The 25,272-nt window shown below is 64.3% G+C and carries 30 protein-coding genes; 17 read left to right on the plus strand and 13 right to left on the minus strand.

Going from position 1 to position 25,272, the window contains the following annotated elements; all coding sequences use genetic code 11:
• The first annotated feature begins 5 nt into the window (after window positions 1-5).
• Both ACIQ3Q_RS04175 and ACIQ3Q_RS04180 read left to right on the plus strand, forming a co-directional pair.
• Window positions 6-584: a cysteine hydrolase family protein gene (locus ACIQ3Q_RS04175; protein WP_396267724.1), complete on the plus strand. Its 579-nt coding sequence runs from the start codon at window positions 6-8 to the stop codon at window positions 582-584.
• A 215-nt stretch (window positions 585-799) separates the two neighbouring features.
• Window positions 800-1,477: a glutathione S-transferase gene (locus tag ACIQ3Q_RS04180; protein ID WP_396267725.1), complete on the plus strand. Its 678-nt coding sequence runs from the start codon at window positions 800-802 to the stop codon at window positions 1,475-1,477.
• Here the strand turns inward: ACIQ3Q_RS04180 and ACIQ3Q_RS04185 are convergent.
• Window positions 1,449-2,648: a DUF418 domain-containing protein gene (locus tag ACIQ3Q_RS04185; protein ID WP_396267726.1), complete on the minus strand. Its 1,200-nt coding sequence runs from the start codon at window positions 2,646-2,648 to the stop codon at window positions 1,449-1,451. The two genes, ACIQ3Q_RS04180 and ACIQ3Q_RS04185, sit on opposite strands and share 29 nt — an antisense overlap.
• Before the next feature lie 428 nt (window positions 2,649-3,076).
• On the opposite strand from ACIQ3Q_RS04185, the gene ACIQ3Q_RS04190 reads away from it, so the two are divergent.
• Genes ACIQ3Q_RS04190 through ACIQ3Q_RS04225 form a run of 8 tightly spaced genes read left to right on the plus strand, consistent with a single transcriptional unit; the run spans window position 3,077 to window position 10,262 of the window.
• Window positions 3,077-4,414, plus strand: a complete 1,338-nt coding sequence (locus ACIQ3Q_RS04190) for an NAD(P)/FAD-dependent oxidoreductase (RefSeq protein WP_396267727.1) — start codon at window positions 3,077-3,079, stop codon at window positions 4,412-4,414.
• A gap of 14 nt (window positions 4,415-4,428) precedes the next feature.
• Window positions 4,429-5,259 carry a DUF1365 domain-containing protein gene (locus tag ACIQ3Q_RS04195; protein ID WP_396267774.1) on the plus strand — a complete coding sequence of 277 codons (831 nt, stop codon included), beginning with the start codon at window positions 4,429-4,431 and terminating at the stop codon, window positions 5,257-5,259.
• Window positions 5,256-6,497 (plus strand): class I SAM-dependent methyltransferase, encoded by a 1,242-nt coding sequence (locus ACIQ3Q_RS04200; protein ID WP_396267728.1) that lies wholly within the window; start codon window positions 5,256-5,258, stop codon window positions 6,495-6,497. The genes ACIQ3Q_RS04195 and ACIQ3Q_RS04200 overlap by 4 nt, the downstream gene beginning before the upstream one ends.
• Window positions 6,497-7,090 (plus strand): chalcone isomerase family protein, encoded by a 594-nt coding sequence (locus ACIQ3Q_RS04205; RefSeq protein ID WP_396267729.1) that lies wholly within the window; start codon window positions 6,497-6,499, stop codon window positions 7,088-7,090. Before ACIQ3Q_RS04200 ends, ACIQ3Q_RS04205 begins: the two co-directional genes overlap by 1 nt.
• Window positions 7,087-8,409: an MFS transporter gene (locus ACIQ3Q_RS04210; protein ID WP_396267730.1), complete on the plus strand. Its 1,323-nt coding sequence runs from the start codon at window positions 7,087-7,089 to the stop codon at window positions 8,407-8,409. Before ACIQ3Q_RS04205 ends, ACIQ3Q_RS04210 begins: the two co-directional genes overlap by 4 nt.
• Window positions 8,410-8,411: 2 nt before the next feature.
• Window positions 8,412-8,954 carry a DUF3833 domain-containing protein gene (locus ACIQ3Q_RS04215; RefSeq protein WP_396267731.1) on the plus strand — a complete coding sequence of 181 codons (543 nt, stop codon included), beginning with the start codon at window positions 8,412-8,414 and terminating at the stop codon, window positions 8,952-8,954.
• Window positions 8,955-8,997: 43 nt separating this feature from the next.
• Window positions 8,998-9,783 (plus strand): SDR family NAD(P)-dependent oxidoreductase, encoded by a 786-nt coding sequence (locus tag ACIQ3Q_RS04220; protein ID WP_396267732.1) that lies wholly within the window; start codon window positions 8,998-9,000, stop codon window positions 9,781-9,783.
• A gap of 14 nt (window positions 9,784-9,797) precedes the next feature.
• The gene (locus tag ACIQ3Q_RS04225; RefSeq protein ID WP_396267733.1) at window positions 9,798-10,262 is read left to right on the plus strand and encodes a nuclear transport factor 2 family protein; all 465 of its coding nucleotides are present in this window, start codon (window positions 9,798-9,800) and stop codon (window positions 10,260-10,262) included.
• A 39-nt stretch (window positions 10,263-10,301) separates the two neighbouring features.
• On the opposite strand, the gene ACIQ3Q_RS04230 is transcribed toward ACIQ3Q_RS04225, so the two are convergent.
• Both ACIQ3Q_RS04230 and ACIQ3Q_RS04235 read right to left on the minus strand, forming a co-directional pair.
• The gene (locus ACIQ3Q_RS04230) at window positions 10,302-10,973 is read right to left on the minus strand and encodes an SOS response-associated peptidase (RefSeq protein WP_396267734.1); all 672 of its coding nucleotides are present in this window, start codon (window positions 10,971-10,973) and stop codon (window positions 10,302-10,304) included.
• Between the two features lie 24 nt (window positions 10,974-10,997).
• On the minus strand, window positions 10,998-11,870 hold the full coding sequence (locus ACIQ3Q_RS04235) for a helix-turn-helix domain-containing protein (protein WP_396267735.1): 873 nt from the start codon (window positions 11,868-11,870) through the stop codon (window positions 10,998-11,000).
• Window positions 11,871-11,993: 123 nt separating this feature from the next.
• Between ACIQ3Q_RS04235 and pobA the strand changes: the two genes are divergently transcribed.
• Window positions 11,994-13,166, plus strand: a complete 1,173-nt coding sequence (gene pobA, locus ACIQ3Q_RS04240; RefSeq protein ID WP_396267736.1) for a 4-hydroxybenzoate 3-monooxygenase — start codon at window positions 11,994-11,996, stop codon at window positions 13,164-13,166.
• 115 nt (window positions 13,167-13,281) lie between these two features.
• On the opposite strand, the gene ACIQ3Q_RS04245 is transcribed toward pobA, so the two are convergent.
• The 4 genes from ACIQ3Q_RS04245 to ACIQ3Q_RS04260 form a co-directional block, all read right to left on the minus strand.
• Entirely contained in the window at window positions 13,282-13,518 is a 237-nt protein-coding gene (locus ACIQ3Q_RS04245; RefSeq protein ID WP_396267737.1) for a hypothetical protein, read from the minus strand.
• A gap of 94 nt (window positions 13,519-13,612) precedes the next feature.
• Complete coding sequence (locus tag ACIQ3Q_RS04250) at window positions 13,613-14,011, minus strand: hypothetical protein (protein WP_396267738.1); 399 nt, start codon at window positions 14,009-14,011, stop codon at window positions 13,613-13,615.
• A 216-nt stretch (window positions 14,012-14,227) separates the two neighbouring features.
• Window positions 14,228-15,415, minus strand: coding sequence for a M20 aminoacylase family protein (locus tag ACIQ3Q_RS04255; protein ID WP_396267739.1), 1,188 nt, complete (start codon window positions 15,413-15,415; stop codon window positions 14,228-14,230).
• A 127-nt stretch (window positions 15,416-15,542) separates the two neighbouring features.
• On the minus strand, window positions 15,543-16,526 hold the full coding sequence (locus ACIQ3Q_RS04260; RefSeq protein WP_396267740.1) for a tripartite tricarboxylate transporter substrate binding protein: 984 nt from the start codon (window positions 16,524-16,526) through the stop codon (window positions 15,543-15,545).
• Between the two features lie 136 nt (window positions 16,527-16,662).
• On the opposite strand from ACIQ3Q_RS04260, the gene ACIQ3Q_RS04265 reads away from it, so the two are divergent.
• The 6 genes from ACIQ3Q_RS04265 (at window position 16,663) to ACIQ3Q_RS04290 (ending at window position 20,409) form a co-directional block, all read left to right on the plus strand.
• Complete coding sequence (locus ACIQ3Q_RS04265) at window positions 16,663-17,577, plus strand: LysR family transcriptional regulator (protein WP_396267741.1); 915 nt, start codon at window positions 16,663-16,665, stop codon at window positions 17,575-17,577.
• Window positions 17,574-17,810, plus strand: a complete 237-nt coding sequence (locus ACIQ3Q_RS04270; protein ID WP_396267742.1) for a hypothetical protein — start codon at window positions 17,574-17,576, stop codon at window positions 17,808-17,810. Before ACIQ3Q_RS04265 ends, ACIQ3Q_RS04270 begins: the two co-directional genes overlap by 4 nt.
• A 16-nt stretch (window positions 17,811-17,826) precedes the next feature.
• Window positions 17,827-18,456 carry an FMN-binding negative transcriptional regulator gene (locus ACIQ3Q_RS04275; protein ID WP_396267743.1) on the plus strand — a complete coding sequence of 210 codons (630 nt, stop codon included), beginning with the start codon at window positions 17,827-17,829 and terminating at the stop codon, window positions 18,454-18,456.
• A 58-nt stretch (window positions 18,457-18,514) separates the two neighbouring features.
• Window positions 18,515-19,081, plus strand: coding sequence for a TetR/AcrR family transcriptional regulator (locus ACIQ3Q_RS04280; protein ID WP_396267745.1), 567 nt, complete (start codon window positions 18,515-18,517; stop codon window positions 19,079-19,081).
• 117 nt (window positions 19,082-19,198) lie between these two features.
• A complete protein-coding gene (locus ACIQ3Q_RS04285; protein WP_396267746.1) occupies window positions 19,199-19,630 on the plus strand; it encodes a cupin domain-containing protein in 432 nt (143 codons plus the stop codon).
• A gap of 53 nt (window positions 19,631-19,683) precedes the next feature.
• Entirely contained in the window at window positions 19,684-20,409 is a 726-nt protein-coding gene (locus ACIQ3Q_RS04290) for an SDR family oxidoreductase (protein ID WP_396267747.1), read from the plus strand.
• 189 nt (window positions 20,410-20,598) lie between these two features.
• Here the strand turns inward: ACIQ3Q_RS04290 and ACIQ3Q_RS04295 are convergent, their stop codons facing one another.
• From ACIQ3Q_RS04295 to ACIQ3Q_RS04320, 6 genes are all read right to left on the minus strand, one after another.
• Window positions 20,599-20,928 carry a BON domain-containing protein gene (locus tag ACIQ3Q_RS04295; RefSeq protein WP_396267749.1) on the minus strand — a complete coding sequence of 110 codons (330 nt, stop codon included), beginning with the start codon at window positions 20,926-20,928 and terminating at the stop codon, window positions 20,599-20,601.
• A 111-nt stretch (window positions 20,929-21,039) separates the two neighbouring features.
• Entirely contained in the window at window positions 21,040-21,450 is a 411-nt protein-coding gene (locus ACIQ3Q_RS04300) for a PH domain-containing protein (RefSeq protein WP_396267750.1), read from the minus strand.
• 59 nt (window positions 21,451-21,509) lie between these two features.
• Window positions 21,510-21,878 carry a VOC family protein gene (locus tag ACIQ3Q_RS04305; RefSeq protein WP_396267751.1) on the minus strand — a complete coding sequence of 123 codons (369 nt, stop codon included), beginning with the start codon at window positions 21,876-21,878 and terminating at the stop codon, window positions 21,510-21,512.
• A 717-nt stretch (window positions 21,879-22,595) separates the two neighbouring features.
• Complete coding sequence (locus tag ACIQ3Q_RS04310; protein ID WP_396267752.1) at window positions 22,596-23,702, minus strand: type I restriction endonuclease; 1,107 nt, start codon at window positions 23,700-23,702, stop codon at window positions 22,596-22,598.
• A 328-nt stretch (window positions 23,703-24,030) separates the two neighbouring features.
• Window positions 24,031-24,591 (minus strand): SH3 domain-containing protein, encoded by a 561-nt coding sequence (locus ACIQ3Q_RS04315; protein ID WP_396267753.1) that lies wholly within the window; start codon window positions 24,589-24,591, stop codon window positions 24,031-24,033.
• A gap of 13 nt (window positions 24,592-24,604) precedes the next feature.
• Window positions 24,605-25,270, minus strand: coding sequence for a PASTA domain-containing protein (locus tag ACIQ3Q_RS04320; RefSeq protein ID WP_396267754.1), 666 nt, complete (start codon window positions 25,268-25,270; stop codon window positions 24,605-24,607).
• Window positions 25,271-25,272 lie beyond the last annotated feature (2 nt).

Raw genomic sequence — 25,272 nt, forward strand, 5'->3', positions numbered from 1 at the left:
TTTGCATGGCTACTGTGCGCTCAGGGCATCAGCCCGTGTTGTTGATCGTGGATGTGCAAGTCGGCGTGATGGCTGAGGCTTGGCACGCTGAGCGCGTCATCGCCAACGTGCAAACGGCTGTGGCCCGAGCGCGCGCGGCCCAGGTGCCGGTGCTGTGGGTGCAGCATGGAGATGCTGAGATGCCGAGGGACTCAGCCGCGTGGCAGTGGGTGCCCGGCCTCGGGCCGCAAGGCGATGAGGTGTTGATCCACAAAGCCTTCAACTCGGCTTTTGAGCAGACGCCGCTGGAGCAAGCCTTGGCGCAGTGTGGGGCCACACATCTGTTCCTCGCCGGAGCCTCCACCAACTGGTGCATCCGAGCCACCGCCTATGCAGCCCTGGAGCGCGGCTACGACCTGACCCTGGTGCAAGACGCCCACACCACGCAGAGCATTCCTTTGGGTAAAGACAAGGTCATCGCCGCCGGAGACATCGTGCGCGAGTTGAACATCGTCATGAAGTGGCTGAGCTATCCAGGCCGACGCAACGCAGTGGCCAAGGCAGACGCCTTGGATTTCAACGCAGCAGGTGCCACCCCTGGCTGAGGCCCCCCACGTTCCCGACGCTAGAGACTCCACGGCTGCTGTTGCGCGAGGTGGTGGAGGCCGATGTCCCGGCCCTGTTTGCTATTCACAGCGACCCCAGGCGGGGCGCCTGAGTCAGCACTCCGCGCAGCCCGCTGCGCTTCACCTAGGCGACAGTCGCACCCAGATCGCTGTGGGACACTGCCCGCTCTTCGTGTTGCTTGAGGAGCTTTGCCATGATCACGCTGTGTGGATTTGCGATGTCCAACTACTACAACAAGATCAAGCTGGTCTTGCTGGAGAAGGGCATTCCCTTCACGGAGGAGTTGGTGATGACCAACAGCAAGGACGAGGCGGTGCTGTCGGCCTCTCCGCTGGGCAAGATTCCCTTCATCCGAACCCCCGACGGCGTGCTGTGCGAAAGCAGCGTGATTGCTGAATACTTGGAAGAGCTGCAGCCTCAGCCCAGCCTGCTGCCGGGCAGCGCGTTGCAGCGCGGCAAGGTGCGCGAGCTCAGCACTTTTGTGGACCTGCACCTGGAGCTGGTGGTGCGCGAGCTGTATGCCCAAGCGTTTTTTGGCGGCACGGTCAGCGAAGGCACGCAAGCCCGCGTCAAGCGCCAACTCGAGAAGAACATTCCCGCCTTCAAGCGCTTGGCCCACTTCAGCCCCTATGTCGCGGGCGACACCTTCACGCTGGCCGACTGCGCCGCTTATGTGAGCCTGCCCTTGGTGGCCATGGCCACCAAGGCGGTGCTGGGGCAAGACATGCTGGCTGAGGCCGGCGTGGATTGGAAGGGCTACGTCAAGCTTTTGGGCGAGCGGCCTAGCGTGCAGCGCGTGGCCGCAGACCGCAAAGCGGCGCAAGACGCGCAGATGGCGGCCATCAAGGCGAAGGCGGCTGCGGGCGGCTGAGCCAGCGCTGCATCAAGGCCTCTAGGGGGCCTGTTGAGTAGCGGGTCAGCCACCAACCGGCTCCCGCAACTTGGACTGCATAGATCGCGGCGGCGACGCCCAGGGTCTGCGCCAACGTGAGCTGGCCCACCCAACCCAGGCCGTAGCCGGTGAAGAGCAGGGCGCAGATCAGGGACTGGCTCAAGTAGAGCGTCAGGCTCATGCGGCCGGCCTGGGCCAAGGGCTGTAGCCAGCGCTGAGCCCCCGGATGGTCCCAGGCGCGCACCATCAGCCATAGATAGGCGGCGCTGAGCATGGGGCCTAAGGCCACCAGGGCCCAAACACCGACAAGCTGGCTTTGCCCGTCAGTGGCCACCATGCCGCGCGCATAGAGCCACGCGCCGAGGACGCCGAGGCCCCACAAGAACAACCCCCGGCTGACAGACCAGGTGCCGACGCGAGCCCTGAGGTCTCCAGATTGCGCTGCAGCACTGCCCAACAGCATCCACATCAAGGTGCTGGGCACCTGGAGCAGCAGCAAAGAGGGCAGGGCTTCTGCCCAGTCTGTCAGGCGCTGCTGGTGCATGGGCCAGCCGCCCACCTGCAGGGCCTGCTGGGCTGCTTGGGCTTGGGCCAGGGCTTGCTCCAAGCCCGAGCTGCCGAAGGCGCTGGCAGCCTCACCACCCAGCGTGAGGACCACGGGTAGGGTGCCGTACACCACGGTCAGCAACAACCACAGGCTGAAGGCCACTTTCAAGCGCCGGGCCACCGCCCAGCCGCGCCAGCGCAGCACCAGTGCGCCCAGCACACCATAGGTCAGCAGCACGTCCCCAGGGAAGAGCAGCGCCGCATGCGCCACACCCAGTGCGATCAGCGCCCACTGACGACGTTTGGCCTTGGATACCGATGTGGGTGTCTTCTCCTGGCCCAACTGCAGCACCAAGCTGTAACCAAACAAGAAAGAGAACAGGGGGTAGAACTTGCCCTCAAAGAGCAGGCTGATCAGCCAGCGACAGGCCACATCCCAATCGCCCACAAAGCTGGGCTCTGGCAGGCCGCGCCATTGGTAGGCCGATGAAAACCATTGGATGTTGACCACCAAGATGCCACCCAAGGCCAAGCCTCGCAGTGCATCCAGACCCCATTGGCGGGGGGGCGCTGCGGGCAAAACAGGGGGAGCGGGCTCGTTCATGGTGGGTCGGGCAGTGCGCAGATTCCACATGGTCGCACGACCGAGAAAGGAAATTTATGAACGGACACTGGACAAAATGAACCGTTTGGTTCTACATTTGAACTTATCAGTTCATTTGCAGACGACGGGATCAGAGATTCTTTGTCAGCAATGTGCAACTTGTCACATTTTGGAGAAGCGAGCAATGGAACTTCAGGGTAGAAACGCGGTCACACCCATGTGGGTTGGGTTTCAGCGTTCCGGCGCTGGCCCCAGTTCCAACAGTCTGACTGCTGGAACTGTCTTCCTTGAACTGCGTGGCGAGCCAGGTGATCTGGCACTCCGGGAGCGACTCTCCTCCTCCCTCCCTCCTCTTTGCGCCCCGGAGGCCACGCAGTTCCTTTCTATTCCGCGCCCAGCATGGGTGGCCCTTCCTACCGGAGGCCACCATGCTTGACGCACACCGCCGTGTCGCCATCGTCGGCTCAGGCATCTCTGGCCTGGGCGTGGCCTGGGCCGTGCGCCAGCAGGCGCCCAACACCGAGGTCGTGCTGTTTGAAGCAGGCGCTCACTTTGGGGGGCACGCCCATACTGTCGATGTCACCCTGCCTGGCCCTCAAGGGCCGGTGACGCATGGCGTCGACGTCGGCTTTCTGGTGTTCAACGAGCGCACCTACCCCCGGCTGATCCAACTGTTTGCCGACCTGGGCGTGCCCACGGCGGCGTCGGACATGTCCTTCTCGGTGCAAGCCCCGGCCGGTGGGCTGGAGTGGAGCGGCTCAAATTTGAACAGCGTGTTTGCCCAGCGCAGCAATCTGTTCAAGCCGCGCTTTTGGCACATGCTGCGCGACATCATGCGCTTCAACAGCCTGACAACGGCCCTGGCCGAGTCGGGTGAAGACGCAGCCATGGCCGAGCCCATCGAGGCCTTTTTGCAGCGCCACCGCTTTGGCCAAGCCTTCCAGCAAGGCTATCTGCTGCCCATGATTGCCTGCATCTGGTCCTGCCCCACCGAGCAAATGCTGCGCTTCCCCGTGGGCACCTTGATCCGCTTCTGCCACAACCACGGTCTGCTGCAGGTGCAAAACCGCCCGCAGTGGTTCACCGTGGCCGGGGGCTCGCGGGAGTATGTGCGCCGCATCATTGCCTCCGTGCCCGACGCACGGCTCAACTGCCCCGTGCATTCCGTGCGCCGCTTGCCGCCAGGCCAAGGCCAAGCCGGTGTGGCCGTGACGAGTGCGCGCGGCACCGAGGTGTTTGACGACGTGGTGTTGGCCTGCCATGCACCGCAAGCTCTGGCCTTGCTGACCGACGCCACCGCGCAAGAACGCGAGGTGCTGGGCGGCTTGCGCACCCAGCCCAACCGCGCCGTGCTGCACACCGACACCCAGCTGCTGCCCAAACGCGAGCTGGCCTGGGCCGCTTGGAACTACGAGCGCGGCCAGACGCCTGACCAAGAAGGCCGGCAAGTCTGCCTGCACTACCTGATCAACAAGCTGCAGCCCTTGCCGTGGCAGCAGCCCGTCGTCGTCAGCCTGAACCCCGTGCGCGAGCCGGCCCCAGAGACCGTACTGGCCGAGTTTGATGTGGCCCACCCGGTGTTTGACCTGGCCGCCATTGCCGCCCAAGCCCAAGTGCCCAGCCTGCAAGGCCAGTCGCATGTGTGGTTCAGCGGCGCCTGGACGCGCTACGGCTTCCATGAAGACGGCTTGCGTGCCTCCCAATTGGTGGCTGAAGGGCTGCTGAAGCAGTGGTCTGAACAGGCCGCACCCCGGGCCAGCGCATGAGCACCCCAGGCCGCATGCCCGTGAAAGCCCTGCTGGGCTGGGGCGAGGTCTTGCACACCCGACTGCGGCCGGTGCGGCATGCCTTTCGCTACCCGACCTTTTTTGTGATGCTGCCCATGCGGGCCTGGCGTGCGCAGGGCGAGCAGCTCAGCGCGCTGGCGCGCAACCGCAGCGCCTGGATCAGCTTTCATGACACCGACCATGGCGACGGCGGGCCTGACAGCCTGGCTTGGCTGGAGCAGTTGCTGGCCCGCGAGGGCATTGACGATGCCGATGGCGAAATCTGGCTGCAATGCTTTCCGCGCGTGCTGGGCTATGCCTTCAAGCCGGTGAGTTTTTGGTACTGCCATGCGGCCGACGGTGGCTTGCGGGCCATCGTCGCCGAGGTGCATAACACTTTTGGTGAGCGGCACAGCTATCTGCTGCATGGCGAGAGCCTGGGCTTTGGCCGGGAGATGAGCGCCCGCAAGGTGTTCCATGTCTCGCCCTTTTGCCAGGTGGAGGGCGGCTATCGCTTTGCCTTCATGCGTACCGACGTGCGCGCCAGCCAACGGCCCGAGCCACGCTGCGTGGTGCGCATCACCCATGACGACGCCCAAGGCCCGCTGGTCATCACCAGCATGAGCGGCGTGCTGCAACCGCTCACCGCCGCCGCCTTGCGCCAAGCCGTGCTGGCCATGCCGCTGCTGAGCTTAGGCATCACCGCCCGCATCCATTGGCAAGCGCTGCGCCTGTGGCTCAAGCGCGTGCCCTTTTTCAGCAAACCCGCGCCGCCGACCTCTGCCGTCACGCACATGCAGCAGGCCGCTCTTTCCACGACACACCCTTCAGTGACATCGTCATGAACACTGCCACCCAAACCAGCGCCCTTCGCGGTGGCGCTCTGCCCACGCGCATTCCCCCAGCCGCCAAGCAGGTCTTGCGCCTGCTGCAGCGGCTCTCCATCGGCACCTTGGACTTGCAAGGCCCCGATGGCGAGCAGTGGCACTTTGGCAGCGGCGCCGAAGACCAACCCCGCGCCGCCCTGCGCCTGGCCGATTGGAGTGTGTGCAGCGCCGTGATGAAGTCCGGCGATGTCGGCTTTGGCGAGGCCTATATCGACGGCCAATGGAGCACGCCCGACCTGGCCGCGCTGCTGCGCCTGTTCTTGGCCAACCGCGAGGCCCTGGAGACCGCGCTCTACGGCAGTTGGTGGGGCTCGCTGCTGCACCGGGTGCGCCACCTGCTGCGCCGCAACTCCAAGTCCGGCAGCCGCCGCAACATCCACGCGCACTACGACCTGGGCAACCCGTTCTACCGCCTGTGGTTGGACGAGACCATGAACTACTCGTCGGCCTGGTTTCAGGGCGATCACACCCGGCCCATGGCCGAGGCCCAAACCGCCAAGATGCAGCGTGCCTTGGACGAGTGCCGCCTGCAGCCCGGCCAGCGCGTGCTGGAGATTGGCTGCGGCTGGGGCGCGGTGGCTGAATTGGCCACCCAGAGCCCTGGCGTTCACCTGACCGGCGTGACGCTGTCCACCGAACAACTGGCCTTTGCCCAAGCCCGCTTGGCCGCCACCAGCCACGGCGAGCGCGCCGACCTGCGCTTGCAAGACTACCGCGACATTCCTGAAAGAGACTTCGACGCCGTGGTGTCGATAGAGATGTTCGAAGCCGTGGGCCGCGAGTACTGGCCGCAGTTCTTCGAGGCCGTGCGCAGCAAGCTCAAGGTGGGCGGCAAGGCCTGTATTCAGACCATCACCATCCGCGACGACCTGTTCGAGCGCTATGTGCGCGGCACCGACTTCATCCAGCAATACATCTTCCCCGGCGGCCTGCTGCCTTGCCCCAAAGCCTTCCGCGAAGCGGCCCAACAAGCCGGTTTGAAGGTGGTCAACGAGCTGTCCTTCGGCCCCGACTATGCCGAGACCCTGCGCCGCTGGCGGCATGACTTCTTGGCCCAAGAAGCGCCACTGCTGCAAATGGGCTATGACGCACGCTTCCAGCGCCTGTGGGAGTTTTACCTGGCCTACTGCGAAGCCGCCTTTGATGCGGGCTCCACCAGCGTCATGCAGTTCACCTTGAGCCGCGAGGCCGCCTGATGTCCGCCACGCCGCGCCATCGTCGTTGGGTCAGTGCCGGGCTGATGTTGGGCCTGATGCTCAGCGTCTTGCTGGGCGGCTTGCTGCTGTCGCCCCTGGGCGCTCGGGCGCAAGACAAGGCCGCCACCCCCGCAGAAGTGCGCCAACTCTGGCCCACGCCGCATCTGCAAGGGCAGGCGCGGCTGCGCTTCATCGGCCTGCACATCTATGACATCCGGCTGTGGCTGCAAGAACCGCTACGCGGCAGCGCCTGGGGCCAACAGCCGCTGGCCCTGGAGATTGCCTACGCCCGCAACCTGGACGGCGTGAAGATCGCCGAGCGCTCGCTGACGGAAATGAAACGCGGCGGCGCCGTAGACGAGGCCACCGCCGCGCGCTGGCTGGCCGAGATGAAGCGCATCTTCCCCGACGTCAAAGCCGGCGACCGCATCACCGGGGTGTACCAGCCAGGCCTTGCGGCTGCGTTTTTGCACAACGGCCGCCCGCTGGGTGAGGTGCGCGACACCCGCTTTGCGCAAGCCTTTTTCGGCATCTGGCTGGCACCGCACAGCTCCGAGCCCCAGATGCGCGAGCAACTGCTGGGTGCGCCATGAGCAAACCTGGTGTGGCCGCGCTGAAGCCTGGCCTCCAAGCCGCTGATGCCCCGCTGCCACTGAGCGGTGGGCAGGGCGTGGCCTACGGCGCGCTGGGCCTGCCGCTGGCTTTTGTGGCCCTGCCTTTGACCGTCCACCTGCCCGAGCACTACGCCCGCGAGCTGGGCGTGCCCCTGGCCACCGTGGGCGCACTGCTGCTGGCCGTGCGCGCCACCGACGCGGTCTCTGACCCTTGGCTCGGCCGCTGGGCCGACAACCTGCTGCGCCAAGCAAAGCCGCTGAAGCTGAGCTTGGTCTTGCTGGTGGCCGCCGCGCTGCTGGCCTTCAGCCTCTGGGGCTTGTTCAGCCCACCTGCGGTGCTGCTGGCCGCCAGTGCGCAAGGCGACACAGCGGGCCTGCTGGGCTGGGCCGCTGGCCTGCTGCTGGTGGCGTATCTGGCCTATAGCTTTTTGACCGTGCTGCACCAAGCCTGGGGCACTGGCCTGGGTGCGTCTGAGCCTGCGCAAGCGCGGGTGGTGGCCTGGCGCGAGGGCGCGGCACTCTTGGGCGTGGTGGTGGCCAGCATCTTGCCCAGCGTGTGGGGTGTGGGCGCCTTGGGGCCGGTGGTGGCCGTGCTGCTGCTGCTGGCACTGGGTGGCCTGTGGTGGGCGCCACGCCCGCAGACCGTGGCTTTGCTGAGGCAGCCCCGTGCGCTGTGGTCCCCCTGGCGCGACGCCCGCTTTCGGCGCTTGCTACTGGTCTATCTGGTCAACGGGGTGGCCAGTGCCATTCCGGCCACGCTGCTGCTGTTCTATCTGCGTGACCGGCTGCAGGCCCCCGAGGCTCAAGCCATGAGCCTGGCGCTGTACTTCTGCGCCGCCGCGCTCTCTTTGCCGCTGTGGGTCAAGCTGGTCAGCCGCATTGGCTTGGCGCAGGGCTGGCTCTTGGGCATGGGGCTGGCCATCGTGGCCTTCATCGGCGCCTCGGTGCTGGGCCCGGGCGATGTGGCGCTGTTTGGCCTGATCTGCGTGGCCAGCGGTTTGGCGCTGGGGGCCGACATCACCGCTGCCCCCGCGCTGCTGGCGCGCCTGAAGGGCCAGGCCGCCACCGAGGCCGAAGACGCCGGTTTGCGCTTTGGCTGGTGGAACCTGGTCACCAAGCTCAACCTCGCGCTGGCGGCCGGGGTGGCCCTGCCGCTGCTGCAGTGGTGGGGCTATCAGCCCGGCGTGGTCAGCGCCCAAGGTGCCACGGCCCTGGCCCTGATGTACGGGCTGCTGCCCTGCTTGCTGAAGGCCTGCGCCGCAGGCCTGCTCTACCTGCTTTGGATTCGCAAGGAATGACCATGTCCATCACCACCAGCCGTCGCTTCACGCTGGGCTTGGCCAGCCTGCCCCTGCTGGTGGCGGGCTGTGCCTCTCCCACCCCGGCCGACTACGCCAGCCAAACCCCAGTACTGGATTTACGACGTTACTTTGACGGCCCGCTCACGGCGCACGGCATCTTCACCGACCGCTCGGGCAAGGTCGTCAAGCGCTTCACCGTGGCGCTCAAAGGCAGCTGGAACGGCGCCCAAGGTGTGCTCGAAGAAGACTTTGTCTACAGCGATGGCGAAACCCAGCGCCGCGTCTGGCGCCTGACCGACCTGGGCGGTGGCCGCTGGGAAGGCCGCGCCGACGACGTGGTGGGCGTGGCCCAAGGCCAAGCCTCAGGCAATGCGCTGAACTGGCGCTACACCCTGGCCCTGCCGGTAGACGGCAAGGTCTGGGAAGTTCAATTTGATGACTGGATGTTCCTGGTGGACCAAAAAGTCATGCTCAACCGAGCCCGCATGAGCAAGTTCGGCGTCACGCTGGGGGAAGTCACCCTCAGCTTCACCAAGCCCTGATCAGCATCCGCTGCCCTTCATCGATCTTCACCTGGCGCACATCATGCCCATGAACCCCAAACTCACCGACTGGCGAGGCCGCGTGGTGTGGCTGGTCGGGGCCTCCACCGGCATTGGCCGTTCGGTGGCCAGCAGCCTGCATGCGCGTGGGGCCACGGTGATCGTCTCGGCCCGCCAAGTGGCAGCGCTGCAAGCCTTTGAAGCGGCTCACCCTGGCGCCCAAGGCCTGGTGCTGGATGTCACCGACCGCGCCGCCACCCAAGCCGCGGCAGACCAGGTGGTGCAGCAACATGGCGGCCTGGACCTGGTGCTGTTTTGCGCCGGCACCTACACCCCGATGTCTGCACGCCAACTCAACTTGGACGTGGCCTTGCGCCACGAAGCCGTGAACGTGGGTGGCGCCTGGCATGTTCTGGGCGCGGTGATGCCCACCTTGCTGGCGCAGGCCGCCCAAGGCCGCGGCGGCCACCTCAGCCTGGTGGCCAGTGTGGCGGGCTACCGGGCCTTGCCCAATGCCTTGGCGTACGGGCCCACCAAAGCGGCCCTGATCCACATGGCCGAGTCCCTACACCTGGAGTTAAGCCCCTTGGGCTTGGGCATCTCGGTCATCAACCCCGGTTTTGTGGACACGCCGCTCACCGCCCAAAACGGCTTTCGCATGCCCGCGCTCATCACCCCCGAAGAGGCGGCCAGCGAGATGCTCAAAGGCTGGGCCCGTGGCGACTTTGAGGTGCACTTCCCGCGCCGCTTCACGCTCTTGCTCAAGGCGCTGCGCATGTTCCCCCAAGCCCTTTACGAAAGCCTGGTCCGCCGCGCGACCGGGCACTGATTGCCATCGCACCCATGCCCACCTCCCATCGCCCCCGCACAGTGCTCAGCACCCGGCCGCACAGCGATCCTCGGGTCGAGCGCGTGCTGCAGTTCTACGAGAACCTGCAAGCCTCTGACCTGTCCACGCTGGACCGCGTCTACGACGAGCAATCCAGTTTCAAAGACCCGTTCAATGAGGTGCAGGGCATCCCCGCCATCCGCCACATCTTTGCCCATATGTTCGAGGCCTTGCAGGCGCCCCGATTTGTGATGCTGGACGTGATGGCCGAAGGTGATCAATGCATGCTGACCTGGGACTTCCACTTTGGCCGTGGCGGCAAGCTGTGGCTCATCCACGGCGCCAGCCACCTGCGCTTTGGCGCGGATGGTCGCGTCAGCCTGCACCGCGACTACTGGGACGCCGCCGAAGAGCTGTACGAAAAGCTGCCCGTGGTGGGCGCGCTGATGCGCTGGCTCAAGCGGCAAGCCGGGTCTTAGCCTGGGTGTGAGCCTCGCCTGGCGACACACCCAGGCTACTCAGAACAAGCTCGGCCCACTGTGCAGCGGCCGTGCTTCAAACACTTCTACCGGCGCCAAGCCCACCAGGCTGCTGGCCACCGCCACCGTGCCCTGCAGCCAAGGCGCCCAAGCCTCGGGCTCCAGCACCACCACCGAGCGCTTGTCTTGCTGGTCAGCCGGCAACTTGGGGTCGGGCTTGTGCATGCGGCTCATCAGCGGGTGCGCGTCGGCATTGAGCGTGAGCATGGTGTAGCTGTCGATCAACTCGCCACTCTGCGGGTCCGTCCAGCGCGACCATAAGCCCGCCAAGCCCCAGGGCTGCCCATCCGCCCTGGCAAAGCGCCACCACACATTGCGGCCGGTCTCCCAGCAGGGCTCCTCAAAGCTCCAGGCCGGGATGATGCAGCGCTGGCCGCGTGCCCAAGGCTGCTTGTAGCTGGCCTTTTGAGCAAGCTCCTCAAACCTGGCGTTATTGGTCGAGTAGGCCAGCCTGGCCGTCTTGGCGAACCAGGGGATCAAGCCCCACTGGCCCAACACCATCTCCGCGCCTTGCCCGTCGGCAGCTTGGCGCACAAAGGGCCCCAGCGCACGCGGGTAGACCTCTGCCTCCGCCCAAGGCTGGCCGCCGGACTTCAAATGCCAGGTGCGTTCAATCTCGGCAGCGGCGGGGGAGACGTAGCGATTGCACATGGCATGGTCCTGAAAGTGGCGGCCTCACTGCCCCGCCACCTGCCGCCGATATTCGCGCGGCGAGCGGCCCGTGACGCGGGCAAACACGCGGCTGAACAGCGAGGGGTCTTGGTAGCCGAGGGTGTAGGCAATGGAAGCCACCTGAAGATGAGTAAAGGCCAGGTGGCGGCGCGCCTCGCGCACGATGCGGGCGTCGATGAGGTGGGAGGCGGGCGCCCCGGTGGCCGAGCGCACCACCCGGCTCAGGTGGGTGGGGCTGACGGCCAGGGCGCGGGCGTAATCCGACACCCGCCAGTGCTCCTTAAAGTGCGCCTCGAGCAAACTTTCAAAGCGCTGCAGCAGGTTCGATTCAGCACTGTGGGCTTGCGGGCCAGCCTGCGCACTGGCCACCCTGGCGGCCCGGCCCAACAGCGTGGCGCACAGGCCGCGCAGCACCAGCGAGCGGGCAGGATGGGCCGGGTGGGCCGCACCAAACTCGGCGGCCAGCGGGCGCAGGGTCTGGGCTTGCAGGGCGGCGTCGGCCTCGCCCACCCAGGGCTGGGCCAGGGCACGGCGCACTTCGGGCTCGCCTTTGAGCAGCTCATCGACGGTGGTGTCGGCCAAGGTCACCACCAGGCCGTCTGAGCCGGGCTCAAAGGTGAAGGCATGCACCACGCCCAGGGGCACATTGACCAAGGCGCCGGGAGCCAGCGCCAGCTCGGCGTCGTCCAGCCGGGTCATGCCCCGCCCCTGGCTGAGCCACAAAAGCTGGTGCAGGCGGGCGTGGCGGCGCGGGGCCAGCTCCCAGGCGTGCAGCACCGAGCGCTCGGCAATGGTCTCGCAGTGCATCACGTCGGGGGCGGCGTCCACCTCGCCATAGAGGCCGTAGTGGCGCACAAGGTCGCTGGGGGCGGTCATGTTCGAATCGTACCGGTTTAGGCGGGATTCAGCCATTCCGCACCAAGCCCTCGCTCCATACGATGCGCAGCATGAAGGGCTGCCGCTTCGAGCTGCCCCCATCCACCGGAGCGAGACACCATCATGAAGACCAGCGTTTGCATCATCGGCGGCGGCCCTTCGGGGCTGATGCTTTCTCAGCTGCTGCACCTCAAGGGCATTGACACCATCGTGCTGGAGCGCCAGAGCCGCGAATACGTGCTCAGCCGTATCCGCGCCGGTGTGTTGGAGCACGGCTTTGCCAAACTGATGCGCGAGGCCCAATGCGGCGAGCGCATGGACCGCGAGGGCGAGATCCACGAGGGCTTCTTCATTGCCCACGATGGACGCATGGACCGCGTGGACATCCACCAACACAGCGGTGGCAGCTCGGTGGTGGTCTATGGCCAAACCGAGTTGACGCGCGACCTGTATGAGGCCCGCGACCGCATGAAGGGCGTGGTCATCCACAACGCTGAAGACGTGCAGCCGCACGAGCTCAAGAGCGACCAGCCCTATGTGACCTACCGCCAAGGCGACGAGATCATCCGCATTGACTGCGACTACGTGATCGGCGCCGACGGCTTTCATGGTGTCAGCCGCAAATCCATTCCCAAGGGCGTGCTGCGCGAATATGAAAAGGTCTACCCCTTTGGCTGGCTGGGCGTGCTGTCGCGCACCAAGCCGGTGTCACCCGAGCTGATTTATGCCAAGCATGAGCGCGGCTTTGCGCTGTGCTCGCTGCGCTCTCAGGTCTTGAGCCGCTACTACCTGCAAGTGCCGCTCAGCGACAAGGTCGAAGACTGGTCTGACGAGGCCTTCTGGGCCGAGCTGAAGCGCCGCCTGCCCAGCAGCGTGGCCGAGGCCCTGGTCACCGGCCCGTCGATTGAAAAGTCCATCGCCCCGCTGCGATCCTTCGTCGCTGAACCCATGCGTTACGGCAACCTGTTCCTAGCCGGTGACGCCGCCCACATCGTGCCGCCCACCGGCGCCCGGGGCCTGAACAGCGCCGCCTCTGACATCTATTACCTCTATCACGCGCTGGTGGCGCACTACCAGCACGGCGACGACAGCGGCCTGGAAAACTACTCCGCCAAAGCCCTGGCCCGCGTCTGGAAGGCCCAGCGCTTCTCATGGTGGATGACCAGCATGCTGCACACCTTCCCCGACAGCGGGGGCTACGACCAGAAACTGCAAGAGACCGAGCTGGCTTATCTGTTCTCGTCCGAGCGGGCGCTGGGGACGCTGGCGGAGAACTATGTGGGGTTGCCGTTTTAGGCGAGGGGCTACCCGGCCCGAGATGACGCCGTCGTAGGCCTAGGCGGTAGCGCATTCAGCGGCGATGAATGCGTTGATCCGTGCCCGTCAGGCGGTGAATTACTCAATCAATCAGTCAATCAATCGCAATGCTGCGAGCCGCGTAGCGATCTGGGGCATCGGTGATCGCTCGAACCAGGGCCATGGTGGCGTCCTCATCGCCGCTGGCCTGGGCAAACTCTTCAGGCGTGAGCGGGATGTTCAGCTCGAACATGCCGGTGCCGCCGCACACCACGGACAGCACAGGGCCGATGTCTGAGTCGTACAAGGTGTAGGACCAGGGCTGCTGCTTGAGGATGGATTTGTTAACCATGTTCAGCTTGGTGATGTTTGACGGGCTTCTTGGTATTGCCAAAGCCAGACGGTCTGCTCAGAACGGAAATCATCTTTTCGGCTTGGGTAGGTAGCTATGCGGCTCCGAGTTGACTCAGAAATCTACTCAGGACAGCTTTAACAGGAGCTGACCCGTGGGCCGAAAGGCGTCTTAGCCGCTCAATGGAATCCAAAGTCAAATGAACTTCGTCCTTTGAGCGCAGGCTATCAGCAGCGGCGACGACAACGTCGTCGTTTTGTGACGCCAAGAACTCAACAAGAACGTCCCTCGAAACTGGATGACTGACCAACTCCAACACTTCAGCACACCTAATCTTCCAGGGATCGGCTCTCGATAGGCATTGCTCCTTCAACTCCATCCAATCCTGCTGGGCAAACTTGCAAAGCATGCGAGATGCGATGCCTGTTCCTTCGTCATACCAATAATCGGCAAGGAACTCAAGGTTCAGATAGTCATCAAATTCTCTAAACATGACTTGTTCCTTATCACGGCTTGGGAGGCTTCGGTGTCAAGCCAAAAGTGTCCAAGGAAGTAAAGGCACCACCAGTTGGATAGGCGGCAGCAACCCGGTTGCCAATCTTGATGAGGTCTATACACCCCATTCACCGAGCCCTGGTGCAGCGTCGAACCGTCTAACAGTCGTGTAGCAACAGCATTTTGGGGCGCGCCGACAGTTTAGTCGGCGCCCTCACGCACCCAAAAACCTCCTCACCAAGCTCACCCAAAACGCACTCCCCACCGCGATGTTGTCGTCGTTGAAGTCGTAGCCGGGATGGTGGACCATGCAGCCGCCGCCGCCCAGGCGCTGGTCTAGGGCGTCGCCGGTGCCGATGAGCACGTAGCTGCCGGGCACGCGCTCGAGCATGAAGGCAAAGTCTTCGCTGCCGGTCAGGGGTGGGCCTTGCAGGGTGACTTTGTCGGCGCCCACCAGCGCCAGCGCCACCTCGCGTGCCAAGGCGGTTTGCGCGGCGTCGTTGACCAGCACGGCGTAGCCGCTGCGCCAGGCCACGTCGGCATGCAGGCCAAAGCTGTGGGCCTGCGATTGGGCTAAGGCTTTGATGCGGCCCTCCAGCAGGCTGCGCACGTCGCGGTCTAGGGCGCACACGCTCAGCTCCAGGGTGGCGGTGGCGGGGATGACGTTGTTGGCTTTGCCGGCGTTCAGCGCGCCCACGGTCACCACGGCGGCCTGCAGCGGGTCCACATTGCGCGAGACCACGGTTTGCAGGGCCATCACCAGGCTGGCAGCGGCCACCACCGGGTCGGCGGCGTGCTGGGGCATGGCGCCGTGGCCGCCCACGCCGGTGAGGGTAATGGTGGCGTAGTCGGACGAGGCCATGGCGGCCCCTTCGCGCAGCACCAAGTGGCCTTGCGGCACGCCGGGCATGTTGTGCATGGCAAAGACGGCGTCGCAGGGATAACGATCAAATAAGCCATCAGCCATCATGCGCAGCGCGCCGCCACCGCCTTCTTCGGCCGGCTGAAAGATCAGGTGCAGAGTACCGTCAAAGCTGGCGTCGGTGGCCAGGGTGTGGGCCGCCGCCAGCAGCATGGCGGTGTGGCCGTCGTGGCCGCAGGCGTGCATCAGGCCGGGGTGTTGGCTGGCCCACGCCACACCGCTCTCTTCTTGGATGGGCAGGGCGTCCATGTCGGCGCGCAGGCCCAGGCGGCGGGTGCTGCGGCCCCGCACCAGGGTGCCCACCACGCCGGTGCCGCCCACACCCCGCTCCACCGTGTAGCCCCAGTCGCTGAGCTTGGCGGCCAGCAGGGCAGCCGTGCGGTGCTCCTCAAAGGCCAGCTCGGGGTGGGCGTGAATGTCGCGCCGCAGTTGGATGAACTCGCCCACGCGGGGCGACAGGGCTTCACGCAGATAACTCATGGCGGGCCTCCATGACAGAGCGGCTCACAAAAGCCAGTGCGGCGGTTCTGGCTAGCCTGGCCGACGCAGACAGTACGCACGGTACGGCAAGGCGGCCGAACGACGCCAGAAGGCTTTTGGGTGACGCTCATTGGGCTTGCAGGTTGATCTGCTTGGCAATGGCGCGGTAACGCGCGGTCTCAGCCTCAAAGAACTTGGCCGACTCCGCCAGGCTCATGGGGGCCGAAGGCTGCTGGGTTTGGGCCGCCAGTTGGGTGCGCACGGCGGGGTCTTGCAATGATTTGGTGATGGCCGCATGCAGGCGTTGCACCACGTCTTCGGGGGTGTTCTTGGGCACCATATAGCCCGTCCAGATCTTGTAGGAGAAGTTCTTCAAGGCCTGGCCCTCGCTGGCGGTGGGCACTTGCTTGAGCAGCTCCGAGCGCTGGGCACCCAACTGGCCAATCACCTTCATGCGGCCTTGCTCGGCCAGCGCGCCCATGGCGGCGCTGTAGACCAGCACGGCAAAGTCCACTTGCCCGCCGCCCAGGTCTTGCAGCAGGGGCGCGTTGCCTTTGTAGGGCACATGCGCCAGCTTGATGCCGGTGCTGTGCTGCACTTGTTCCAAGATCAGGTGATAGAGCGAGCCAATGCCCACGCTGCCATAGGTCAAGGGTTTGTCGCCCGACTTGCGGGCCAGCGCGATCAGCTCGTCCACGCTGTTGACGGGCAGGTCTTTGCGGGTGACAAACACCATCACCGCGTCGGCCACCGGGTGGACCAGGCGGAAGTCTTCGGTCTTGAGCTTGACGGCCGCATTGGCCAGCGGCGCCAGGATCACCTCATTGGGCGAGCCCTGGAAGACATAGTGGCCATCGGCCGGAGCCGCCAGCACTTTTTGCGCTGCCAGTGCGCCGCTGACGCCGCCTAGGTTTTCCACCAGCACCTGCTGGCCCAGTTCTTTGCCCAGGGGCGTGTTGAAGATGCGGGCAATGGCGTCTGAGGGCCCGCCTGCCGGGTAGGGCACCATCAAATTGACCGGCTTGCTCGGGTAGGTCTGAGCCTGAGCCAATGGGCTGAGCAGCGCGCCCACCAGGGCGGCCAGCACGAAGGGGACGGTGAGCTTGGACATGGGCACTCCTTGAGACGCGGGCCGCGTGGGCCACAGGCAAACGGTGTGTCAATGTAGGAGCGGGTCCAACCCAAGTCCAATGCATATTGTTTTCCATTACGATGAGTTTGACGTTCACTCTTTCAGGGCTTGGGTCATGACGCTGGTGCAGTTGAAACACCTCATCTCGCTGGCAGAGACAGGCTCGTTCAGCAAGTCAGCCGGCTTGCTGTTCCTGACCCAGCCGGCGCTCAGCCGCAGCATCCGCAGCCTGGAGCAAGAGTTGGGTCAGCCCTTGTTTGACCGTGTAGGCCGCCACAGCGAGCTGACCCCGTTTGGCCAAGAGGCGCTGGCCCGCGCCCGCGAGCTGGTGCAAGCGGCTGATGAGCTGCGCCGGGCAGGCCAACGCCAGCCGGGCGAGCTGCAGGGGCGCTTGCGGGTGGGCATGGGCTCCGGCCCTGGTGCCATGCTGATGACGCCGCTGCTGCAAAAGGCGGCCCAAGACTGCCCCGGTTTGCAGGTGGAGGTGGCGCGGGCCGGCACCGACCTCTTGGTTCAGGCTTTACGGGCGCGCAGCTTGGACGCGCTGGTGGTGGATGCCCGCTCGCTGCGCCCAGCGCCTGACCTGCACACCCAGCAGGTGTGCGCCATGCGCGGGGCCTTCATGGTGCGGCGCGGCCACCCGCTGAGCAAGCGCCGTCGCGCCCTGAGCTTTGCCGACGTTCAAGCCTTTGCGCTGGCGTCTACGCCGCTGTCGGATGAGGTCTGCCGCACCCTGGTTGAGCGCTACGGCCCCGAGGCCCACCCCAGCCACAGCGTGAGCCTGCGCTGCGACGAGATCCCAAGCCTGGTGGCCCTGGCCAGCCACAGCGACGCGGTGCTGCTGGCCATCCGTGCGGCAGCGCCCGAGCTGGTGGAGCTGACGCTGACACCGCCCCTGGACAGCGAAGCCCGCTTTGCCCTCGTCACACTGGCCCGCCGCACCGAAGCGCCGGGCTTGGGGCTGGTGCGCGAGCTGATGAGCCGCTTGCTCCGGGATAATCCCTCATCCCCTACCCGGAGACCGACTTGAAAACCTACGACGTCGAGGTGCAACGCCTCAAAGCCATGCGGCATGACCACGGCATGATCGAGATCGCGGTGGATGCCCTGGTGCAGCCCCGCCCCCTGCGCGACGAAGGCACGCCCACCACCGTGGTGCGCATGCCGGTGGAGCACGCACGCTCTTTGCTGCTGCTGCTGAAGCAGCAGATCGCTGACCTGGACAAGCTCAACCCACGCAGCCGCCGCTCCGGCCGCTGCTGAGCCCGAGGCCTGCGCCATGTACACCCCCGCCCACTTTGCCCAAGGCGATATCGCCGCCTTGCACGCCTTGGTGCAAGCCCACCCCTTGGGCGTGCTGATCCACCACGGGCCGCAAGGGCTGGACGCCAACCACCTACCCTTTGACCTGGACCCGGCCACTGGGCCGCTGGGCACGCTGCACGCCCATGTGGCGCGCGCCAACCCGCTGTGGCAGGAATGCGCCGCAGGCGCCGATGTGCTGGTGGTGTTTCGCAGCGTGGCGGGCTATATCTCGCCCAACTGGTATCCCAGCAAGCACGTGGCACACCGCCAAGTGCCCACCTGGAACTACGAGGTGGTGCACGCCCATGGCCGCCTGACGGTGCGTGATGATGTGCGTTATGTGCGCGGCTTGGTGGCCCGCCTGACCCGCACCCACGAGGCCAGCCAGCCCCAACCCTGGAAGATGGGCGACGCCCCCAGCGACTACCTGGATGCGATGCTGGCCAATATCGTGGGGCTAGAGATTGCCATCACGCGGCTGGAGGGCAAGTCCAAGCTCAGCCAGAACAAAGATGCGCTGGATCGCTCCACCGCCGCAGCGGCGCTGGACGAGCGGGGCGAGGCGGGCTTGGCCCAGGCGATGCGCAAGACCTTGGATTCCTGACGGTCTTTGTTGCTGGCACTTGCTTATCTATCTGGTGATAGATAGACTTCCTCCCATCATGTCTTCACCTACTGTTGATCGCCGCTCCGAGGTGCTGGCCCATTCCCGGGCTTTGCTGCGCACGCGCGGCTTCAATGCCTTCAGCCACCGAGATCTGGCGGCCTTGGTGGGGGTCAAGTCGTCCTCCGTGCACTACTACTTTCCCTCGAAGGAAGACATCGGTCTGGCCTTGGTGGGGGAGTACCGCGCGGAGGTCATGGCCTTGTTGGCCTCGCTGGAGAGCCTACCTGTGGCACAGCGCCTGGACAGGTTTTCTCGCTTGTTCTCTGAGGCGGCGGCCAGCGGCGACCAGTGGTGTGTGGCCGGCATGCTGGCCAGCGACTTTGAGACCTTGGGCGAGACCTTGCAGGCCGAGGTGTGCCGCTTCTTCAATGAGGTGGAGGCTTGGTTGGCCGTGCAGGCGCGTCTGTTGCAGCCCCACCTCAAGCCCGCTGCGGCGCTGCGCCTGGGCAAGACGGCCATGGCCATGCTGGAGGGCGCCCTGTTGCTGGCCCGCAGCCAGGGCGAGCCTCAGCGCGTAGCCCATACAGCCGAATCGATGAAGCTTTTGCTGGGCGTTGATTGAGTCACCGCCAGGCGCCCATGCCTTCCCTTTTTTTGCCTTCATCATCTATCTATCGATAGATATCTTTTGCCTCTCGCATCAATATCCTTCCCCTCACCTGACTTAAGGAGTCATCCCATGTTGAAACGAATCACTGCAGCACTCGCCTTAACGGCTTTGGCTACCTTCGCACAGGCCCAAGACGGCCATGTCTTCAAGCTGGACCAAGTGGCCTGGCAACCCGCCGGCTTGAAGGGCGCTGAGATGGCCGTGCTGTGGGGCGACGAAGCCAAGGGCACAGCCGTTTGGGCCTTCCGTCTACAGCCGGGCGTCGCCATTCCTCCGCATCTCCACACCAAGGACTACTGGGGCTTCGCGATCCAAGGTCAATGGGCTCACATCGACGAGCATGGCCACACTGTCGTCACGGGGCAGGATGCGTACGTGCGCATCCGGGCCAACGAGCTGCACGCTGACCGCTGTGTTGGCCCACAGGCATGCATCAACATCATCCAGTTCGGCGGCGCTCGGGACATCGTCTTTCCAGAAGCCCCGAAGAAAGCACCTTGACGGGCCACGCCGTCTTTGAAGAGACCCCATCGTCTGACCCACTGGAGCAAGCCATGCCGATTGAACGGAACTTTGAGAACCAACACGTCGTGATCACTGGAGGCTCCAGTGGCATTGGCCTGTGCCTGGCCCAGGACTTGGCCCTCCGGGGCGCTCGCCTGACCCTGGTGGGGCGTGACGCCACCAAACTGGCCCAGGCGGCAGCGCAAGTCCAAGGCCCGGTCCAGGTGGCCAGTGTGGATGTGACCGACGAGCAGGCCGTGGCCGACTTCTTTGGCCAACTGAATCGGCTGGATCATCTGGTCACCGCCGCCGCCGGGACGGTGCGCGGCAACGTGGTGGACTTGCCCGTGACCCAGGCGCGGGCCTTGTTCGAGAGCAAGTACTGGGGCCAGTACCACTGCGCCAAATACGCTGCGCCGCGGCTGGCCGCACAGGGGTCCATGGTGCTGTTCTCGGGCTGGATCAGCCGCAAGCCCATGGCCGGGGTCTCGACCCTGGCGGCGGTCGACGCGGCCATCGAGGCGCTGGGCCGCACCCTGGCTCTGGAGTTAGCCCCGCACCGGGTCAACGTCGTCACGCCTGGCATGATCAACACCCCGCTCTGGAGCGCCCGCCTTGGGGCCACAGAGCAGAAGGCCCACTTCGACAAAGTCGGGCAATCGCTGCCGGTAGGCCGCGCTGGCACACCACAAGACGTGGCCCATGCCGTGCGCTTTCTGCTGGAGAACGGCTTCACCACCGGGGCGGTCATCGACGTCGATGGCGGACAGCGCTGAAACGGCGACAGCTTGAGGCGCAGGGGATCTCGGTGGAGCGCATCTGGGTGGACGAGTACACCGGCGGATGGTTCACGTTCTCTGCCCAGGCAGACGGCCAGCCGCCAGTTGTCGGCCCAGAGTGGCCCGGCGATCCTCGCCTCGATCTCCCGCCCTTTTGCGTCAACCCCATGACGACAAAGCAAATGACTACTTCTTGAGCGTCAGCTCATCGTGAATGCTGTGGACGCCCGGCACCGCACGAACCATCGCCATGGCCGCGTCAATCTGGCTCTGGGCGTCGACTTGACCGGTCAGACGAACGTCACCCTTGCTGGTGACCACGGCGATGTCGTAGGCCTTCAGGACCGGGTCCGTCACCAGAGCGGTCTTGACGCTGGTGGTCACCTCATCGTCTGACCGCTCTGGCGCGCTTTGCAGCACGGTAGAGGCATCGGGCGCTTTGTTGCAGCCCACCGTCAGCAACAGGGCAGTCGCTGCGGCGAGCACAGCGAACGAGCGAAGCAAGTGATTGAACATGGCTGATCCTCGAATGGAAGAATCAGCCCAGACTGCGCTGAGTGACGCGAGGCGTCTGTGCGGCGGCGAGCATTCACCATCGGCTCACTTTGTCGACGACACCGCTGAGGCTCAAGCTGCGTTGTGCTCTTGGGCTTCGATGAAGGCGTGCCGAAAACCCATGGGCGCCGAGATGCCGGCCAAGGGCGCATGGGCGGTTCCGGTGCCCGAAATGACCAAGGTGCCGAAGTCGAACATGCGGCCCAGCAAGCCTTGTTCAACCTGGATGCTTTCGACCTTGTTGAGGTTGATCTCTACCGTGCTGCGGCTGATGAAGCCATGTTTGACGATGACCCGCTTGGTGGTCACCGCCAGCTCGGTGGACTTGTAGCGCACATAGGCGATGCCCAGCAGCACCAGGCCCACGGCCACCGGCGTTAACAGCACGCCAAAAAAGATCAGGTGCCACATGGACCACAGGCTGATGTGGCCTTCATGCACGACCTGCTCGTCTTTGACCAGGGCGCCTTCGATATAGGACATGGGCGGGCTCTCTCGGCTTGCAAAGCGAGCGATTATGGTGCCGCCAATGGCTGGGCCGCCTAGGCCACCGAATGCAGGCCGACCTTATTGCCCTCGGTGTCCACAAAGTGCGCAAAGTAGCCAAAGTTGTTGCCGATCTCGGTCTTGGGCACCACCACCGTGCCGCCGGCCGCCACGGCCCGCGCCAGCATCGGGGCCAGGTCATCGCCACCGTTCAGGTAGACCAGTGTGCCGTTTTGCGCGGGCACACCGCCCTCGCCATACACGATGGCCCCACCCACAGACTCGTGGTCCGTGCCCAGCATGCCCATGGTCATCGGCCCCATCACCAAGGGCTCGATGTGAATGCCCAGCACCGCTTCGTAAAAGCGCTGCGCACGGGCGAAATCAGTGACGGGAATTTCAAACCAATTCAGGGCATGGGGCATGGGGGTCTCCTTTCCGGTTGAAGTCAAGGTGAGAATGATTCAGCCGATCAAGCAAGCAAGCCAGCGTAGACGGCAGCTACAGGCAAAACAAACATCAGAGCAAGCAAACCAAGGCAGCCACGACCCTGCGGTGGCGATTGACGAAGGTTGGTACGAGCATTTGACCGGTGCGCTTGTTGTTCCACGGTCCTCGGTTGATTGTTGCGCCACTGCTTGTGGCAGCCATCGCAAAACAGTCTTCTTGTCCCCTTCTCCCAGGCGGAGATTGTTCTGTTCGAGTGAAGAAACTCTCCCGAGCATCTGGTGCAAACATATCGAGCATTGCCTGGGCCGCGGGGCTTGAGTCGATCGGTGGCCCTTGACGACCGCTTGAGTGAAACCACAAGGGCGAGCAAGAGGACTGCGGCCAAGACACCACCCAAGATGAATGGCCAAGGTATGCTTTGAAGTGAGCTCATAGATCTGAAACTGGGCTACCTAGACGCGAGGCGACGGGAGGCATGATGTAGGTGACAGGTTTGGCGGAAAGCCCGACGCCAGCAGTGCTTCCAATATGTCGATCTCCCCGCCCAACCACTGCGAATTCGCCTCTTGCAGAGCGGACTTCTCGGGCTCCAACAAGGCAGGCCATTCAGGGTTGTAGGGAACAAATTCAGTCGTTGGATTCATGCGTGCTTGGTAGGCCAAGTCTCAAATCTACAGGGGGCCCTGTATCGATTAGCCCTCGGCTTGTGGCAGATATGACTTGAGCGCACTCTGAATCTGCGCCGCAAAGTTGTAAATGTCATCTGGCGATTCGAGGCTTACAACTTCCTCATCCTTCTTCTCGTTAAACAGCCCGAGCCGGAGCTTCTCGCGGTTGTTAAAGCGAAGTCGACAAATAGGCTTCCGGTTATTGTCATCAAGGAGGATCGCGCAGTAGCTCTGCGCATCACGCATGACGACACGCTTGGTTGGCACCAGTCCACGGACGATGGCGCGAACGATGTGGAAGCCTTCCAGTTCTTCCGAAGAAGTGACTATCTGCGGATCAACAGAAGGTGCAGCCGCATCAAGTTCTGCCTTCAGCTGCTGAATCGCTGGCGCAGGCTCCTGCAAGGAGATTGACTCAGGCGCCATCGCCCCCTTGAGTCGTTCGTTGATCTTCTCGCCCAAAAGTTGCTCGAAGGCGCGTCGCGTGATCAGCGTGAATTGATCGCGAATTGCGGGGGTAAACCGCTTGCTTCCGAGCAGTTCAGATGACACCAACCGGACAAAGTCTTCTGACGGACTCACCATCCATTCGTTAAGCCTAGTCTGAATGGCCCTGGTGTACTTAAGTTCATTGGCCGTAGTCAGGATCGTCTCAAGATCGAAAGCTGCCTTGGCAAACTTCTTCAGCTCCTCAACGTCTCGCTCCTTGAAATCAAGGATGTTGAACTCAAAGAACGGCTTCTCGTCCATTTTGTTCGGCTGCTCTAGGTCAGTGAAGAAGCGATAGACCAGGCCGTTTGTGAGAACGCCAAAACGCGCTTCCGTGACATGAAAATAACGGAAGAGTTGGCCAGCGTGATTGATGCTCAGGTCACCACCGGCCTTCTTGCACTCAAAAAGAATGATTGGCTTGCCATCCTTCAAGATCGCATAGTCGACTTTCTCACCCTTCTTAGTACCAACATCTGCCACCAATTCAGGTGTGACTTCAAGTGGATCGAACACGTTGTATCCGAGGATTTGGATCAACGGCATGATCATGGCGTTCTTTGTCGCCTCCTCAGTTTGAATGACTGATCGAGTATTGGCGATACGCGATGCAAGGATGCGAAGCTGATCAATGAAGTCCACGGTGTTGTCCCTTTTTTTGAGGTTCGCATTTGTATCACGGGATGTGGGAAGAGCACTAAAGCGGAGGTTCAACATGTAGCGTCTGTCTGGCGGAGCACCCCGAACGCCCGCCTAACAAACGGTCAAGGCAGAAACCCCGTCCAAGAAGAACCTTGTTGTATCGTTATCAGGCTTCTCAATGTGCATTTGGGGGGTTGTCCAGCCGCCGCCCAGCCACACAGCCCACTATGGCCAGCACGATGGGCTTCTGAATCGGTTCACCTCAGCACAGTGCGCGCTGAGACGTTGTGTTCAGGGCTCTCTAAACGCTGAACTTGAAGCCCCAGGCTCAAGGCTCCCCCTTCAACCTCGACCCATGCACCCAGCCGGTTTGGCCCTCGGGGGTGCGGACCAGCCACCAGCCGTCTTCTTCGCGCAGGCGCTCCAGGCTTTGGCCTTGGGGCAGGCGGGTGATGATGGCGCTGCGGGTGCCGGGTGCGGCGCGCAGGTTGCTGAAGCCGTCGGGGTCTTGAAGGATGGCGCGCAGTGCGGGAGAGACGCGCACGGCGGACGCTGCCTCAAAGCGAGGCGGGGTGATGCGCGGGGGTGCTGTGGGCGCTGGGGCGGCGCCCTGCGACGCAGGCGGTGCCGAGGAGGGACCGCCGCCAGCGATGGCGGGGCTGGTGGCACGCAGGGCCACGAACAGGCCGGTGGCTGCCGTTAAGACCGTGGCCAGGCCGGTCAAGATGCCGGGCAGTGAACCCCAGAAAGCATGCGCCGCGACGGCAGAGGGCCCATCGGCTTTCGCAGCCCGGGTGTCGGCGGATGGGGCGTCCTTCTCGGCGCTGTCGGCTTCGACGTCGGCAGGGGCATTGGCGTCGGGCTTGGGTGGGGTGGTGGGTGTGGGCATGGCACAGGCCTCCTCAGGCCAGAGTGATGGTGAGCGTGACCGTGGCACCCACTCGGGTCAGCAGGCCAGCGGGCGGCTCGGTGCGGCTGACGATGTGCTTGGCTTCCACCTCGGGCTTGGGGGCCTCACTCTGGAAGGCCAGCTGCAAGCCCATGGCCGAGAGGCGCGCACGCGCCTCGGGCAAGGCGAGGCCAGCCAGATCGGGCACCAAGCGCAGGTCTTCGGTGCCCGCAGGCGGGGGCACGGGCACGATCTTGAAGTTGAGCTTGGCACTGACCTGCGCGCTGTAGCCATAGCGGTTGGCAAAGCCCGCATCCACGGGGGTCACATAGGCGCGGCTGCGGCTGGCCAGCAAGGCGCCCCCGGTGGGGGCCAAGCCACGCAAGCCAGGGGCTGCAGAGGCAGCGCCGTTTTGGCTGGCCGAGTTGCCCAAGGTGAGCGAGACCGTCACCTCGCCAGTGGTCTCGGGCAGGCTGTAGAAGGTGGGCTGGTAGCCAATCTCACGCAGCATTTGCAAGCCAGCATCGCCTTGTTCGCTGTAGATGGCCAGGGTCTGGGCGAGTGAGCCTTCGTCCAAGGCGCGCTGGGCAGCGGCCACGCCTTCACCGACAGAGGCGATGACATCACCCAGGGGCGAAGCCACCACATCGGACACCAAGCTGGAAAGTGCTGAACTCATGA

The organism is Ideonella sp. (assembly GCF_044358605.1).
Classification (GTDB): Bacteria; Pseudomonadota; Gammaproteobacteria; order Burkholderiales; family Burkholderiaceae_C; genus Ideonella.